At 65.6% G+C, this 16,032-nt stretch carries 15 protein-coding genes; 11 read left to right on the top strand and 4 right to left on the bottom strand.

Going from position 1 to position 16,032, the window contains the following annotated elements; translation table 11 throughout:
- Window positions 1-136: 136 nt before the first annotated feature.
- From N798_RS05415 to N798_RS18035, 4 genes are all read left to right on the top strand, one after another.
- A complete protein-coding gene (locus tag N798_RS05415) occupies window positions 137-607 on the top strand; it encodes a type II 3-dehydroquinate dehydratase (RefSeq protein ID WP_035946878.1) in 471 nt (156 codons plus the stop codon).
- Window positions 604-1,632, top strand: coding sequence for a protein kinase family protein (locus N798_RS05420; protein WP_156971623.1), 1,029 nt, complete (start codon window positions 604-606; stop codon window positions 1,630-1,632). The genes N798_RS05415 and N798_RS05420 overlap by 4 nt, the downstream gene beginning before the upstream one ends.
- An 82-nt stretch (window positions 1,633-1,714) precedes the next feature.
- The gene (locus N798_RS05425; RefSeq protein ID WP_035946880.1) at window positions 1,715-1,903 is read left to right on the top strand and encodes a hypothetical protein; all 189 of its coding nucleotides are present in this window, start codon (window positions 1,715-1,717) and stop codon (window positions 1,901-1,903) included.
- Between the two features lie 84 nt (window positions 1,904-1,987).
- Window positions 1,988-2,161, top strand: a complete 174-nt coding sequence (locus tag N798_RS18035; protein WP_156971624.1) for a hypothetical protein — start codon at window positions 1,988-1,990, stop codon at window positions 2,159-2,161.
- 20 nt (window positions 2,162-2,181) lie between these two features.
- On the opposite strand, the gene N798_RS05430 is transcribed toward N798_RS18035, so the two are convergent.
- Complete coding sequence (locus N798_RS05430) at window positions 2,182-2,553, bottom strand: VOC family protein (RefSeq protein ID WP_035946881.1); 372 nt, start codon at window positions 2,551-2,553, stop codon at window positions 2,182-2,184.
- Window positions 2,554-2,730: 177 nt separating this feature from the next.
- Here N798_RS05430 and icmF point away from each other — a divergent pair, with 177 nt between their 5' ends.
- The 3 genes from icmF to N798_RS05445 all read left to right on the top strand — a co-directional run bounded on the left by icmF (window position 2,731) and on the right by N798_RS05445 (window position 9,778).
- The gene (gene icmF / locus N798_RS05435; protein WP_035946883.1) at window positions 2,731-5,982 is read left to right on the top strand and encodes a fused isobutyryl-CoA mutase/GTPase IcmF; all 3,252 of its coding nucleotides are present in this window, start codon (window positions 2,731-2,733) and stop codon (window positions 5,980-5,982) included.
- A gap of 228 nt (window positions 5,983-6,210) precedes the next feature.
- Window positions 6,211-6,912, top strand: a complete 702-nt coding sequence (locus tag N798_RS05440; RefSeq protein ID WP_156971625.1) for a hypothetical protein — start codon at window positions 6,211-6,213, stop codon at window positions 6,910-6,912.
- On the top strand, window positions 6,905-9,778 hold the full coding sequence (locus N798_RS05445; RefSeq protein WP_156971626.1) for a hypothetical protein: 2,874 nt from the start codon (window positions 6,905-6,907) through the stop codon (window positions 9,776-9,778). The genes N798_RS05440 and N798_RS05445 overlap by 8 nt, the downstream gene beginning before the upstream one ends.
- Before the next feature lie 546 nt (window positions 9,779-10,324).
- On the opposite strand, the gene N798_RS05450 is transcribed toward N798_RS05445, so the two are convergent.
- Together N798_RS05450 and N798_RS17230 are read right to left on the bottom strand one after the other, a co-directional pair.
- Complete coding sequence (locus N798_RS05450) at window positions 10,325-11,137, bottom strand: hypothetical protein (protein WP_035946890.1); 813 nt, start codon at window positions 11,135-11,137, stop codon at window positions 10,325-10,327.
- Window positions 11,138-11,290: 153 nt separating this feature from the next.
- Window positions 11,291-11,839 carry a restriction endonuclease gene (locus N798_RS17230; RefSeq protein ID WP_052116953.1) on the bottom strand — a complete coding sequence of 183 codons (549 nt, stop codon included), beginning with the start codon at window positions 11,837-11,839 and terminating at the stop codon, window positions 11,291-11,293.
- A gap of 558 nt (window positions 11,840-12,397) precedes the next feature.
- Here N798_RS17230 and N798_RS05460 point away from each other — a divergent pair.
- The 4 genes from N798_RS05460 (at window position 12,398) to N798_RS05475 (ending at window position 15,717) form a co-directional block, all read left to right on the top strand.
- Complete coding sequence (locus N798_RS05460) at window positions 12,398-13,102, top strand: hypothetical protein (protein ID WP_156971627.1); 705 nt, start codon at window positions 12,398-12,400, stop codon at window positions 13,100-13,102.
- A 130-nt stretch (window positions 13,103-13,232) separates the two neighbouring features.
- Entirely contained in the window at window positions 13,233-13,478 is a 246-nt protein-coding gene (locus N798_RS18040) for a hypothetical protein (protein ID WP_198030713.1), read from the top strand.
- 240 nt (window positions 13,479-13,718) lie between these two features.
- Entirely contained in the window at window positions 13,719-13,913 is a 195-nt protein-coding gene (locus tag N798_RS18655) for an SRPBCC family protein (RefSeq protein WP_229708352.1), read from the top strand.
- Window positions 13,914-14,358: 445 nt separating this feature from the next.
- Window positions 14,359-15,717, top strand: a complete 1,359-nt coding sequence (locus tag N798_RS05475) for a vanadium-dependent haloperoxidase (protein ID WP_052116955.1) — start codon at window positions 14,359-14,361, stop codon at window positions 15,715-15,717.
- A 99-nt stretch (window positions 15,718-15,816) separates the two neighbouring features.
- Here N798_RS05475 and N798_RS18325 read toward each other — a convergent pair whose 3' ends face one another.
- Complete coding sequence (locus tag N798_RS18325) at window positions 15,817-16,005, bottom strand: DUF6767 domain-containing protein (RefSeq protein WP_035947124.1); 189 nt, start codon at window positions 16,003-16,005, stop codon at window positions 15,817-15,819.
- Window positions 16,006-16,032: the final 27 nt, after the last annotated feature.

The following is a 16,032-nucleotide window of genomic DNA, read 5'->3' on the forward strand; positions in this document are numbered from 1 at the left end:
CTTATTGCCCAAAGGGGACAGTTTCGGCCGCTCTGAGCGCCCCGAACTGTCCCCTTTGGGCAATAAGTCGCCGAGGAGGTGGGCGGGGGATGGGCGGAAGGGGCGGGCTGAGGTGGGCGAACGGCATACTCGGCGCATGTCCTCCGATGCGCTCGACTCCTCACACGCGCTCGACGCGACGACGGTGCTCGTCCTCAACGGACCCAACCTCAACCTGCTCGGCGAGCGCGAGCCCGACATCTACGGCCACGACACGCTCGCCGACGTCGAGCAGCTGTGCAAGGGCGCGTGCGACGCCGCCGGGTTGACGCTCGACTTCCGGCAGACCAACTCCGAGGGCACGCTCATCGACTGGGTCCAGGAGGGGCGGCACGGGATCGCGGGCATGGTCGTCAACGCGGCCGGCTATACCCACACGTCGGTCGCGCTGCGCGACGCGCTCTCGGCGGTCACGGTGCCGAAGGTCGAGGTCCACATCAGCGACATCTCGAAGCGCGAGGAGTTCCGGCACTTCTCCTACCTCACCGACGTCACCGACCACCACGTCATCGGCCGCGGGGTGCCGGGCTACGTCGAGGCCATCGTGTGGGTGGCGGCGCGACGGTGACCGACCTCCCGGCCCGGTGGCGCAGCGATGAGTGGCGGGCCGAGCTCGAGGGGTGGCTCGTGCCCGCGATCGAGGCGACGGGACGGCGGGTCACGGGACCGCTCGTCCAGGAACGTGTCAGGTTCTGGTCGACGGTGCTCACCGTCGAGACCGACCACGGCAAGGTCTGGGTCAAGGAGAACGCGCCGTCGCAGGCGTTCGAGGCCGCGCTGGCGCAGGTCGTCGAGGAGGTCGTGCCCGGGACCGGCGCGCCCATCGTCGCCGTCGAGCCCGACCGGGGCTGGCTCGCCACCGCCGACCTCGGAGCGCCGATGTGGCACGACGACACGGTGCCGCCGCTGGAGAGCTGGGTGGCAACGGCACGGCAGTACGCCACGGCGCAGCGGTTGCTCGCCGACCACGAGGACCGGATGCTGGCGTCCGGTCTCAGCCGCTTCGCCAGCGAGCCTGAGCGGGTCGTCGCGTGGTGCGAGGCGTTGCTGTCGAGCCTGCTCGGCCTGCCCGCGGACGACCCGCGACGTCCCACGACCGACGAGGTGTCGCAGGTCCGGGACGGGCTGGGTCGGGTCGAGGAGGCAGCTGCGGCGCTCGAGGCGAGCGGGCTGCCCCACTCGCTCCAGCACAACGACCTGCACCTGCGGAACGCCTTCCCGCTCGGCGACGGCGCGGCCATCATCGACCTCGGCGACGCCCTGTGGGCGCACCCGCTCACCGTGACCCGGATCCCGATGTGGATCCTGCGCAGCCGCGGTGACCTCGCACCCGACCATCCGGACCTGCGGGCAGTCGAGGACGCCTTCCTCGAGCCGTGGGCCGACGTGGGCGACGCCGGTGGTGTCGAGTCGTTGAGGGCACTGTTGCCGGCCGCCGACCGGATCTCGTGCCTGCACCGGGCCGAGTCGTGGCGGCGGCTCATGGGCGATGTGCCGTTCAGGTGCGTCGACGAGGTCTTCCAGCGCTCGGTCACCGAGTGGCTCGTGGACGCGACGGCGCCCGACCCCTACTCCTCGGCCATCGCCCGCTGAGACTTCGCGCCTCCTCCCACATGAGGTGCGCAGGCGCTACGTTGGCCCCACGCCGGATCCACGGGCAGCAGGGGAGGCACGCATGGTCTACATCGTCGTCGGGATCGTCGTCGGGATCGGGCTGCTCGCGTGGTTCCTCAGTCGGCGCGACTCCTCCAGTCACGCGCAGGACCCGTGGCACTCGTCGGCGGACGCGCAGGCTCCGTTCCGCCAGGAGGGCAACGGCGGCAGCTTCGGCAGCGGCTCCTACACCGGCGGCGGCAACACCTGACTCCGGGTTTCACTCCTGTCCAAAGGTCACCACGACCGCTAGGTTGAGCCCACGCTGGACGTTCCAGCAGCAGGGGAGGCAGTCATGTGGCAGCTCATCGTCGGTTTCGTCGTCGTCGTAGCCCTGCTTGCGTGGGTGCTCCATCGACGCGGCAACTCGGGCCTGAGCGGCAGTCCGGCGCGGGACTCGGTCGAGGGTTCCTTGGGATCGTCCCGCCATGAGGGTTATGGCGGCGGCTTCGGCGGCACCAACCCCTGAGACCGTCAGGTCGAACCCGCCTACTGCTGAGGCACGATCTGCTGCAGCGTCCAGTGGTTGCCGTCAGGGTCGGCGAATCCGACGAACCGGCCCCACGCCTGCTCTTCGACCTCACTTGCGTCGACCCCGGCCTCCAGCAGCGCCGCCCGCGTCGCATCGGCGTCGTCGATGACGACCTGGACGTTGCGCAGCGACCCCGGCTCGTCCTCGCTGATCCCCTCACCGAACGCGATCGAGCACGCCGAGCCCGGCGGAGTCACCTGCACGAACCGCAGCCCCTCCTGCACGGTGTAGTCGTGGTCGACGTTCCACTTGAGCTTGCCCTCATAGAACTCCTTCGCCCGGTCGGTGTCCGAGACGGGCACGAAGATGAGCTCGATGCGGTAGTCCATGGCTGTTCCCCTGTCGACTCGCCACCCGGACGCCGTCGTCCGAGCACTAAGGACGACGCTAGACCCGCCCACCGACAGCGGCACCTCCAGACTGGACCCGCCCCCGAAGGCGCCGACCACCAGCCCAGACCCTTCGTGACTTCCGGGTAGTTAGTAGGACGTCCTACTATTTCTCCCATGACTGCGACGTCGCCCCAGGCTCCCGAGCTCCACGTGCCCACGAACCCGGTGCGCATCGTCACCGCCTCCAGCCTGTTCGACGGGCACGACGCGTCGATCAACATCATGCGGCGGATCATGCAGAGCCAGGGCGCCGAGGTCATCCACCTCGGTCACAACCGCTCCGTGCAGGAGGTCGTCGACGCGGCGATCGAGGAGGACGTCCAGGGCGTCGCCGTGAGCTCCTACCAAGGCGGCCACGTCGAGTACTTCGAGTACCTCGTCCAGCTCCTCCGCGAGGCGGGCGCCGGCCACGTCAAGGTCGTCGGCGGTGGCGGCGGCGTCATCGTCGCCGACGAGATCGCGCGGCTGCGCGAGGCCGGCGTGACGATCTTCAGCCCCGAGGACGGCCAGCGCCTCGGCCTCGTCGGCATGATCAACACCGTCATCAAGGACTGCGACACCGACCTGTATGCCGTCCGCTCGGCTTCCGTCGCCGGTGTCCTCTCGGGCGACCGGGCCGCCGTCGCCCGTGCCATCACCGGCGCCGAGACAAGCAAGCTCAGCGACGAGGACCGCGCCGAGCTCACCAAGGCAGCCGAGGGCCGCCACGTTCCCGTCCTCGGCATCACCGGCACCGGCGGCTCGGGCAAGTCGAGCCTCACCGACGAGCTTGTCCGCCGCCTGCGCGTCGACCAGCAGGACAAGCTCCGCGTGGCCGTCGTCGCCGTCGACCCGACCCGCCGCAAGGGTGGCGGCGCCCTCCTCGGCGACCGCATCCGGATGAACTCGCTCGACGGTGATCGCATCTTCTTCCGCAGCCTCGCGACCCGCGGCGGCCGCGAGGTGCCCGAAGCGCTCGAGGACGTCATCACGATCCTCAAGGCGGCGGCATACGACCTCATCGTCATCGAGACGCCCGGCATCGGTCAGGGCGACGCCGCGATCGTGCCGTTCGCCGACGTGTCGATGTATGTCATGACGCCAGAGTTCGGCGCGCAGAGCCAGCTCGAGAAGATCGACATGCTCGACTTCGCCGACCTCGTCGCCATCAACAAGTTCGAGCGGCGCGGCGCCATGGACGCGCTGCGCGACGTCGGCCGCCAGCTCGTCCGCAACCGCAACGCCTTCGGCAAGAAGCCCGAGGACATGCCGGTCTTCGGCACCTCCGCCGCGACGTTCAACGACGACGGCGTCACCGCGCTCTACCAGGAGCTGCGCAGCCTGCTCTCCGAGAAGGGACTCGAGTTCTCCGAGGGCGTCCTGCCGCCCGTCTCCGTGCGCCACTCGTCGGTGCTGCGCCAGATCGTGCCAGCTTCGAGGGTCAGGTACCTCTCGGAGATCGCCGACACCGTCCGTGGCTACCACTCACAGACCGAGGCGTATGCCGCCCACGCCCGTCGCGTGCAGCGGCTCGAGTTCGTGGACGACGAGCTCGCTGCGGCCGGTCACGAGGATCACGCCGTCGATGCTCTGCTTGTCGAGGCGCGCAAGGCGCTGCCGACCGAGGTGGGCGAGGCGATCGAGAAGTGGCCCGCGACCGTCGAGGCGTATGCCGGTGACGAGCAGGTCGTGCGGATCCGCGACAAGGAGCTGCACACGTCGCTCGTCAAGGAGTCGCTGTCGGGCAACAAGATCCGCCGCGTCTCGGTGCCGTCGTTCGCCGACCACGGAGACCTCGTGTCGTTCCTGCGGCGCGAGAACCTGCCGGGCTTCTTCCCGTTCACCGCGGGCGTCTTCCCCTTCAAGCGCGACAACGAGGACCCGGCGCGCATGTTCGCCGGCGAGGGCGACCCGTTCCGCACCAACCGCCGCTTCAAGCTGCTGTCGGAGGGGCAGCCGGCGACCCGCCTGTCGACGGCGTTCGACTCGGTGACGCTCTACGGCCGCGACCCCGACCCACGCCCCGACATCTACGGCAAGGTCGGCACGTCCGGCGTCTCGGTCGCGACACTCGACGACATGAAGGCGCTCTACGACGGGTTCGACCTCACGTCGCCGTCGACGAGCGTCTCGATGACGATCAACGGCCCGGCGCCGACGATCCTCGCGTTCTTCCTCAACACGGTCATCGACGGCGAGATGGCGAAGTTCACCGAGCGCGAGGGGCGCGAGCCCAATGAGGAGGAGGCGGCCGGCATACGGGCGCTTGCTCTTGCGTCGGTGCGCGGCACGGTCCAGGCGGACATCCTCAAGGAGGACCAGGGACAGAACACGTGCCTGTTCTCGACCGAGTTCTCGCTGCGGATGATGGCCGACATCCAGGAGTGGTTCATCGAGCAGCAGGTGCGCAACTTCTACTCGGTGTCGATCTCGGGCTATCACATCGCCGAGGCCGGGGCGAACCCCATCAGCCAGCTCGCGTTCACGCTGGCGAACGGGTTCACGTATGTCGAGGCGTACCTCGCGCGTGGCATGGACATCAACGACTTCGCGCCGAACCTGTCGTTCTTCTTCTCGAATGGCATGGATCCCGAGTACTCGGTCATCGGTCGGGTGGCTCGCCGGATCTGGGCGGTGGCGATGCGCGAGAAGTACGGCGCCAACGAGCGGTCGCAGAAGCTGAAGTACCACGTGCAGACGTCCGGTCGGTCGCTGCACGCGCAGGAGATGGACTTCAACGACATCCGCACGACGCTGCAGGCACTCATCGCCATCTATGACAACGCGAACTCATTGCACACCAACGCTTTTGACGAGGCAGTGACGACCCCGGGGCCGGACTCGGTGCGTCGGGCGCTGGCGATCCAGATGATCATCAACCGTGAGTGGGGGCTCGCGATGAACGAGAACCCGCTGCAGGGGTCGTACGTCATCGACGAGCTGACCGACATGGTCGAGGCGGCGGTGCTGGCTGAGTTCGACCGGATCTCGGAGCGCGGCGGAGTGCTCGGGGCGATGGAGACCGGGTACCAGCGCGGCAAGATCCAGGACGAGTCGATGCTCTATGAGCACCGCAAGCACGACGGGTCGCTGCCGATCATCGGCGTCAACACGTTCCGCAAGCCCGACGCCGAGGGCGGCACGCCGCAGCACGTCGAGCTCGCGCGTGCGTCGGAGTCCGAGAAGGAGTCCCAGCTGGCCCGGGTCCGCGCGTATCGCGAGGCGCACTCGGTCGAGGCCGAGGAGGCGCTGGGCCGGCTGCGCGAGGCGGCGATGTCGGGTGACAACGTGTTCGCGGTGCTCATGGATGCGGCTCGGGTGTGCACGCTGCAGCAGGTGACCGACGCCTTCTTCGAAGTCGGGGGCCAGTACCGCCGCAACGTCTAGGAGGCAAGGCCGACCACTTCCGGCGCATCACTCCGCCCACAAAGACGCGGGGGTCTCCTCTTGGAGGGAGTTTCTGGTCGCTACCAGGGACGGCGGTCGCGCCGGACCACTACCCTTCAGGCTAGGGGAAGATAGCTGCGGACTTCGTGACCGACGACTGAACTGCGAACCGGCCACGATTGTCTTGGTGAAGTGGACTGGTGACTGAACAATAAACCCGTATAAACCATGTCCTTCGGCAAGGATCGAGCGTTGATGTCCGTTGACGAACCGAGAATGAATGATCGCCAAGTGCGCATTTACAACGCCCTGTTGGAGAGGGACCGTTCCGATCTGGCGGACATGTACCGATCAGCGTTGGATCTGCTCGCGACGACGGCCCTTGCAGGCAACGAGCGAACTCGGATCTCATACATCTGCCACTCGATGCGCGAAGTAATGAACCGAGTGCTCAGCGTCGTGGGAACCAGTCCGAATCCAACGATCAAGCCGTCTGCCGCGGTCCAGGTCCAAGCGCTGCCGGACGTTGTCGCACAGTATCCCGAACTGAACTTGGACGCAGAAAGCGAATCGGTCCCTGTACCCCAAGCAGTTGCGGCGATGTTCGATAAGCTCGTCAAAACGGCTATCCAAGAAAAGCGTCGTAGCCGTGACCACGTTGCGGCCCTGCTCACGGACGATGGAAATAGTGATCACGCCGCAGTGAAGCGCTGGGTGGAGGCGCGTGGCTTCTTTGTCGAGTGGACCCATCTCGAGGGAAGACAGCGCCACCAGTCTGAGCTGCCGGGTGACGGTGAGATCCGAGAACACATCGAGGTCTTCGAGGAGTTGCTTGACGGGGTGATGACCGACTTCTTTGCGCTGAGGCACTCAATCGATGATCTACTGAACGAGATCAATGCCAAGGTCGCGGAGGGCGGCGATGAGTGACTTCAACGCACCCAGGCCGGAGGACGTCCGGGCGGCGCTCCTCAAGATCCCGACCTTTCAACTTCGCCGTGTCTTCTATGAAGGACTCTTAAACCCCCACTGGGTTCGGCCGTTAGCGGAAGCCGGCGCCTTCTCATCCCCACCTGAGCCAGAAGCGACGGGCGATGGCTATGTACGTGACATCTACTGGCCCGAACTCTCATATTTGACCCGCATCGCCGCAACTCGCCCAACGGACGTTGTCGACGTCCTTCTAACCCTCAAGGAGAGCAACAACGCTTGGGTGCGTAGAGCGGTCTTCGAGATCGGGGCGAAGATTCCTGCTAGCGAGGGAAGACGCCTTCGACCACTGTTGGAGGCCTGGAAAACGACGGGCTTCGGTTGGCGGACTGATCCTCGCGAGTTGGTCTCCTTCGCGGTCACCCTCTTTGAAGGCGGGGAGCAGAGGACGGGGCGTTGGCTTGCCAACGTGCTCTTTGAGCCACGGGCGCCACGCACGGATGCCATGCTCAAGAAGCCTCATGTCGAACTTGAGGACTATTGGTACCAAGAGGAATTGCCACGGGTATTGACAGCGCTCGGGGACGACGCGCTTAAGGCGGCGACCGGGTGGCTCGCACGGTACGCCAGGTTGGCCGGTCACTCTGGTGCCGGTCGCGATTTCAGCGGGATGATTCGTCCGTCGATCCGCACTCGTGGCGATGCCCACCCCGATCCCGAGCACGCCTTGATCGACGCGGTGCGAGACCTGGCGTTGCCGGCGATGCTCAGGGAGCCAGAGTCGACACTGGAGGTACTGCTCAGTTCCCGGGTTCAGCTCTTGAGAAAGATCGCCATGCATGTGGTCGGCGAGGCGCTTCGAATACGGGCCGAGGAGGGCAGCGACGCGACACCCTTGGCCCGCATCGCCGAGCGGCTCCTGGGCGACTCCGCCGCCGATGACGCGTACCTGCGTGTGGAGTACGCGGAGTTGGCTCAGGCAGTGGCAAAGGTCGATCTCAACGCTTTGAACGTCATCAACGGGTTTATTGTCGCAGCCTACGAGGAGGACCTCCGGTGGATGAATGAGAGGTTGACCGAGCAAGACGCCTCTGCTGACGACGCTGAACCTCAAATCACCGAGCGGGCTGATCGCTACATGCATCACTGGCTTTCAGCGATCGGCGCAGATGCCCTCCCGCCGCAACTGCGTGACACTTTGGCGTCGCTGGATTCCAGGTTCGGCGTGTTCGAAAATCCACTAAATCCCCCTGGGCTGGTTACAGGGTGGACGGGACCGAACCCGTACCTGAGCCAGGACGAGATGGCGTCGATGGGTCCGCAGGAGCTCGTGGGTCAACTGGCGAGCTGGCACGACTCCGGAGATGGCTGGGGCCCGGAGCCGTCTCACGAGGGCCAAGGTAGGGAGCTGGCGGCCCTTCTCACTACCAATCCGTTCGCTGTGTCAGGAGTTGCTGATCTGGCTCTTCAACTCCGGCCAACGTACCTTCGGGCGATCCTCCAGGGTTGGGAAGCAGCCCTGAAGGCAGACCTGGAACTTGACTGGGCGCAAGTTGCTGACCTTGTCCGCGACGTCTTGGAGCATCGGATCGATTCTCCCTTCCCCGTGGAGGGCGGCGACTTTGACGACGACAAGGACTTCCGTGGAGCAAAGGGCGCCGCGATCAGTCTGCTCTCCGAGTTGGTGCAGGCGCGGAAAAGTTTGGCGATTCCCTCGGAGTCAGTTTTGCGATTTGCAGAGCTGCTCATCGTGCAAGCACACGACGACGACGCGTGGGCCGAGTACGAGGCCTATGAGCCCGGTGACAGCTCGTGGGACCCGCTCACGATGTCGCTGAACTGGCAGTGGCCAGAACGGGTCCGTGGCCTTTTCCGCTTGGCCCTTCACGAAGAGGGCGCCGCCTGGAAAGCCGCGGCCTTCTCTGCCCTGGAAGCGGAACTCGCCCGACCAGACAAACATGGTGCCGGGCGTGCCGTGCTCGGTGAAAACCTCGGCCGGATGTACAACCATGCACCCGAGTGGCTTGGCGCTCGTCTCGTCGAGTTCTTCGGATCAGCGGACGAAGTGCCTGTTCCACAGCAGATCGCGCTGACAACGGCCATGGCTATGCACTATTACCATCGAGATCTCTTCGACCTGTTGTCCTCGCCGATGATCGGCGCGATCGCAGTCGGGGAGGATCTCGTGAGCGGGTGGCACTCGGACTCGGATCCCCTGCAGCGGATCGGTGAATGGGCGATCGACGCCATCCTGTTCGGCCACAAGACGATGGACGATCAAGTCGTGCGCGCGTTCCTCACCTCGGCTCCAGCGAAGGTTCGTGGCGCAGCAATCGGCAGAATTGCGTGGTCGTTCTTTCACGCAGAGAAAGTCGACGACGAAATTCGAGACAGGTTTGCGGGCTTCGTCGACGACCGCATTGCTCATGTGCAATACCACCGCGACGATAGTGCGGAACTCACGGGATTGTATTGGGTTGCCAAGGGAGAGAAGTTTCCCGTCGAGTGGTGGCTGCCCCGCTTGCGGCACGCGCTCGAACTGGAACCAAGCATCGCCACGGAGCGCTACATGATCGGTACCGAACTTGCGAAGGCGTCCATCGTCGATCCGAGAAATGCACTTGCCGTATTGCAGCTCCTCATGGCTGGACGAGACCAAGGCGGTATGGTCTCGTTCGACCTTTCACGGAACGCGGTGCCAATGGTGATAGCCAGCGCGATGTCGTCTGGAGATGACGCCCTGCGACAAGAGGCTGATCGCTACATGAACGAACTCGGCGCGCAAGGCAATCTGAGTCTTGAGGATGACGTGAACGCGATTCTCGACGGCCAAGTTACTGTCGACGACCTTAACGAACCAATCTGAAGGGGCGCCGCAGATGCGCCTGACAGGTGAGCCAGCCACACAGAGGGGGTGTCGATCGGCGAGTCGGACGCGGGGAGGCGCATCCGCGTGACGCTCGACAAGGTCCAGGTCTGGCCCTGTGCATCCATCTTCACCTCCCTTGCAGGACCTCAACTTCGAGCTGACGCGACGAGTGGCACCTTCGGCCCTGTCGGAGCTCGCGAAGGCCGGCTTGGACGTAGCAGCAGAGCACCTGTTAACAATTCGCACGCTCGTCGAAGCCGGCCTAGTGCGTCGCCAGCAGCAGCCTCGATCTTGTGAGCGGTAGTAGGGGGTGCTGGGGTCTCAGCCGCGCCTGCGACGGGGCCTGCGACGGGATTGATTCCTCACGTGGTGACCTGCCCTGGCTCAAGTAGACGCGAGGACTTTCGGGCACCTCACACAACCGCTCTCGCACGGGAGGGCCGGTTGAAGCCATTGCGAGGCGCGCGCCAGCGCTCGCTCAAGCCCGCGCCCGGCGGGCACCCTCGCGGGCACGGCATGTGCGCAGGTCCCCGGTGAGAACTCCTAGTCGATGATGTACGCCTGTGAGAAGTCGACGTGTTCGACACGCACCAGGCCAACCGCCGTCTGGTCTGGCTCCAACTCAACCTCCGTCGGTTGGCCGTCAACCAGAATCGGTTCCCGGACCCGCCACACGATGAAGTGGTCGTCGTCTTGCTCTCGCGCCAAAGTGAGGACCGACAGCGGGAGCGTCGCTACGCGGGCACGTTCTCCAACTGTGACGTTTTCCGCTGCCTCGCCCCGAAGGGCCCGGAGAAAGACATTCGCGATGACGTCTGGCTTGACAAAAGGATGCAGCACCTTCTCAAGGTCCTGCTGCACTTGTGCGCGGCGCTCGGGCGAGATTTGGCCGGTCGCCACCCAACCGGCATCGGCCGGGTGAACCGACCACTCGTGCTTGAACGAGGTCATGATCTTGAACGTGTGAGGGTCCTGATTGGTCACCGTGGCCACGACGGGCGTAAGAGAGTCGTCGCTCTCGTTCAGAACCCAGCCGGCAATCGTGACGATGAGAGGCATGCCCTTGACGTCGCCACGCTGGAACCGCGCATCCAGCTCTTGCGCGAGTGCCGCGAGTCCGGCCTCGAGGTCTAGGTCGGACTTCTCGAACTTTCTGCGCAGCCAGTCCGTGGTCGGGATTCGACTGAACCCTGCAACCCCGGCGAAACCAAATAGGAGGCCGCGTGTGTGAGCGAACTTGATCGCGTCCTCGTTGAAGGGGATGAGCTTGCCCGTTTTCGGATCGGGTATGCACAGTCGTGTGTCGCCGACCATGACGTCGTAGTCGCGCGAGACGTAAGTCAGGACGAGGGTCACAGCCAGTCACCGCTTCCCCCGCACAGCCTCATTGGTGAAGCCTACTCGGGCTTCCTCCCACCCTCGTCCTGTCGCTTGCGCTATAGAGCTGCGGCGTTCGGAGACAAGTCGCTCGCCACGTGATGTAGACCTATCTGGGTTGGCGGGCCGGCGCTAGAGCAGCTTGAGGTCGGGGAAGGCCATCCTGATGAGGTAGCCGAGTAGCTCTCCGCCGGTGAGCTCCACCTCGACCAGTCCTGCTGCAGGCGTAGATGGGATGAGCTGGACCACCAGTATCGGGATGCTGCTGTCAGTCACCTCGATGTCCATGGTCCCCGTGCGATTCGGATCGGCCTTGTTCTCTATCTTGAGCCGGCCATCGCTCACCGTGGCTAGGGCGATGCCATGTCTCTTCGCGAATCTGACGGCACCGCTCTGAAAGCCCGACGCTGACACCAGGAGCCCCTTGTGTGCCCCGGTACTTCGCAACTTCTGATGGAGTACCGCGACCAGCTCTCGTTTGATGGGGTCCTTATGCCGCTTGGCCTCGACGAGAACGAGGAAGGCGAACCCTCCCACCTCGAAGGTCGCGGTCGCGTCGATGTCGTAGGTGCCGTCGTCCGCTTCAAGAATCGTGTGGCGTTCGATCGTGAACCCCTCAGCTGCGCTCATGACTTCTTCGACCAAACGAGCCGTGAGGTCCTCGAAGTCGTCGGGAGTCATGTCCCCAGCTGACGGAGGAAAGGGGGGAGCTCGCCGTCCGCGTTCATGTCGCTCATTCCTACCCTTGCCTTGGTCGGGAGTGCGCAGATCGGGTGCTCCTCGCCACCAGACGCGCTCTTGCGAGACCATAGTCGAGCTAGCCATGAGTCGATTGGGACCTCCTACCGCCCTCTGCCACTCCGATGGCTCCTAGGAAACCTAGCCGAGGCATTTATCCCCTCGCTCGCTCGTCTCTCGCCTACCCCGTCCCTTGGCTAATGTGCCTATTTCCCGCAGTCGCACCCGTCGAGAACGCCGCGGCCTCATCCCGTGCTGTAGCCACTAAACCCAACGATTGCGGACTTGGAAGGCGCGTCTGGCCAAAGCGCCGCGTCGAGCACTGACAGCCAGCGGCGAGTCACGCGCGCGGCCGGCCACAACCGCTCCGAGGTGCGTCTTTCCGCCGCCAGTTCGCAGAGCGCAACGTCGACCAGCGCGGCGGGACTCGGGAGTGTCTTGGCGACTGCGCTCAACGGCACAACGCGAGGGCGCGCCAGCGACGCCGATAGCCTCAGTTCCGTGAAGGTAAAGGCTTGGCTACGAGGGCATGACTTCGATCTGCAGGATCTGATTAACCTTCTACCGGGCGGCGAAACCCGTGTCGTAAAGGTCGAGGACGGCCACTATCTAGAGTCCATCGAGATTGACGAGCCACCAGACGGCGTTCCGTTCTATGAGGCAGCTCCTCGCGTGCTCCGGCGCATCAATGGCCTAGCCCGGGCGAGAAATCCGAACTTTGAGTTGGTCGAGTTGACGGGCAACTACTCGACGGACGGCTGGGACCACACCGTTGTATCGATGGCCTCCATCAAGGCGCGGGCAAGGATTCAGGCGACTGGAGTGGTTCGGAAGCCGAACGGCGCGGTGTTGCCGGCGCAGCCAGCGGACGGACCCGCCCGCGCCCAAGTCGCGGCCTCGACACCAGCGGTGGACGAGGCGCTCGACATCATGGGTCAACTGGATGTCTTGAGCTGGCCACAGCTCTACAAGGTCTTCGAGATCGTGCGCGCAGACATAAAGCCCCAGTCTTTGGTCGACCTCGGTTGGGCGTCCGCAGATGAAATCAGTGCCTTCACTGGATCGGCCAACCGGCCCGATGTCAGCGGCACTCGAGCACGCCATGCCCGGATGGGCGGGGCTCCGCCTCACCGACAAATGAGCGAAGAAGGCGCGAGAGAGCTCATCAGTCGGCTCGTAACAACGTGGATCGACTCCAAGAGGTAGGCCCCCAGATAGCCGGCGGCTACACCGCTACGCTCATGGACGGCGGAATGGCATCTCATGCACAGGAGACATTCTGCCCCGCCCCGACCGCACCCGTGGCTGCCACCAACTCTGACATGATGACCATATGGTGAGCGAGCGCGGCTTTTATACATGGCGGGAAGCCCCCGCTGCACTTCGCGAGCGGGGTGAGCAGGGCTGGTATGTCTCCGGTATGCAGGGCGTCCGAATCAATGAGGATGGTGGCGTACAAGATGACCCCGAATGGGCACTCGCAGACGACCTCGAGATCGAGGATGCAATCGCTGCCTTGGACGCGTGGCCTCACGATGAGAACTTCGGCGTCTACATCGATCTAACACGTTCTCCGATTTAGCAGCCACCGTCTGCGTACTGGCGCCCACCGCCCTCAGCGCCGCAGGCGCGTCGTACCGCCGCGTGCCGGGGCGCGGCATGGGTCCGCCCATGCCGAGATCCACAAGTTGAGGCGCTCTTCCCGCAGGACGAGCCGGACCTGTATCCGCAGAAGACGCTCACAGAGGCAGCTGCCGAGGTCACCGTCCCTGCTGACTGCTCCGCGGCGGGTGCCCAGCGAGGGGTGCGGGATGATCGAGGCATGACCTTGGACGTGCAGGTGGAGATCGTCATCGACCGCCCTATCGCCGAGGTGGCCGCGTACGCAGGCGACCCGCGCAACGCCCCCGAGTGGTACTCCAACATCACCTCGGTGGCCTGGCAGACGCCACCGCCCGTCGCAGTCGGCTCGACCATGGACTTCGTCGCCCAGTTCCTCGGTCGCACCCTCTCCTAGACCTACCGCGTCGTCGAGCTCGGACCTCAGCGCCGACTCGTGATGCGGACGACCGACGGCCCCTTCCCGATGGAGACGACCTACGCCTGGACCGAGGTCGGCGAGGCGCGCACCCGCATGACGCTGCGCAATCGCGGCGAGCAGCCGGGTTCGCGCGGCTCACCGCACCCATGGTCGAGCGCCCCATGCGGCGTGCCACGACGAAGGACCTCGACCGGCTCAAGAACCTTCTCGAGAACCGATAGGTCATCAGCCCGACGCGAGGGTGTGGGCCAGCCCGGGCCCTGCCCGACGGGCTCGCCCACCCGGAGGGTTGCCCGACTGTCACCGGTGCTGGGTTACTGGTTTGGTGCCGCCGTGTCCCCCAGCCGGGGTGACACCGCCCAGACCGACGATGTTTCCGAACGCGACGCACGCCCATGCTTCAGTGCGCGCAGGAGGAGTCATGCACCACTCACGTCGTCGTACCCTCGCAGTTCTCACAGCGGTCGGGGCCCTGCTCGGCGCCCTCGGCACGTCGAGCGCCACCGCCGCCGCTCCACCGTCGACCGACAGCAGCGAGGTCGTCCACTGGAACCAGGTCGCGGCGAGCACGCTCGGAGCGATCCCCGGTCCCAACGGCGGTGCGCCGCCGGCGTTCCAGATCAACATGGGCATGGTGCAGGGTGCCGTCTATGACGCGGTCAACGCCATCGGCCGCGTGACGCACCGCGCCTACCTGCTCGAGACCCGGACGGGAGCGCGAGCCTCTGAGGACGCGGCCACCGCCACCGCGGCATACGACGTCATCACGTGGCTGCTCTCCACGGCACCGGAGCGCGCGCCCTTCCCGGCGCGGGCCGCGCTGCTGGGCACGGTGAACGCGGCCTACGACGCCTCGCTCGACGCCATTCCCAACAACGCCTTCAAGCGTCAGGGTGTGGCCGTCGGCCACGCGGCGGCGGCGGCCATGCGGGCCGCGAGAGAGGGCGACGGTCGCTTCGGGCCGTCACCGTGGGTGTCGAATCCCGCTGCAGGACACTGGCAGCCGCTCATCGTCAACGGCGCACCCGCACTCGACCCGACCCCGTGGGCGGGCAACGTCACGCCTTTCATGATGACGAGCCCGTCGCAGTTCCGCTCGGCCCCACCGCCAGCGCTCGACAGCATGCAGTGGGCCACCGAGTTCAACGAGGTCAAGGCGCTCGGGCGAGCCACTGGCTCCACGCGCACCGATGAGCAGACCTACATCGCGAGGTGGTGGCAGAGCGCGCCGGTCTTCAGCTGGAACGAGGTGGCCCGACAGCTCATCACCCGAGCCGGCCTCACCGCCGAGGACAGCGCCCGCCTGCTGGCGCTGCAGAACATGGCCGGCGTGGACGCGTCGATCAACTGCTGGAACGACAAGTACCACTTCGACTTCTGGCGACCGTGGAACGCGATCACCGCCGACGCCACCCACGACGACGACAACCCGCTGACGCAGGAGGACCCGACGTGGACCGCACTCATCACCGCGCCCTACCCGGAGTGGATCTCGGGGCACAACTGCCTCGACGCCGCCCACGCTCTGGTGCTGCGTGCCTGGTTCGGTGACGACCCCGCCGGCGGACCGTTCCAGATCACGAGCATGGCGACGAACCACGGCGGCGCGGCCGTCCGCTCGTTCGACACCTTCACCCAGCCGCTCACCGAGCTCATCGAGGCGCGGATCTGGGCAGGTCTGCACTACCGCAGCGCCGACGTGGCCGGACAGCTCCTGGGCCGCAACGTGGCGAGCTACGGCATGTCGCACTACCTCCAACCCGTGGGATCCGGTGGGTGACCGCCTCTGATCCGTATGCCGTGCGATGGGGTCCGCTTCCAGCGGGCCCCTCGTCGTGGTCACCGAGCCTCGGTCGCCGATCCGGCCCTGGATTCGCGGCTAGTCGGACGCCTGACCGACAGCAACCCTGCGCTCGGCCCGGTTCTGGGCGAGCAGGTCGCGCAGCTCCGGGTCGGACTGCACGAGGTAGACGAGACCGCAGTTGTGCGGCCCGTCCGCCCCCGGGAAGCAGAGACTGCACGGGTCGCCCGGACGGATCGGGCAGGCCGGTTGCGGACGTCGGGACATGGCACCTCCTGCTCCACCCACGCTAAA

It is taken from the genome of Knoellia flava TL1, assembly GCF_000768675.1.
Taxonomy (GTDB): Bacteria; Actinomycetota; Actinomycetes; order Actinomycetales; family Dermatophilaceae; genus Knoellia; species Knoellia flava.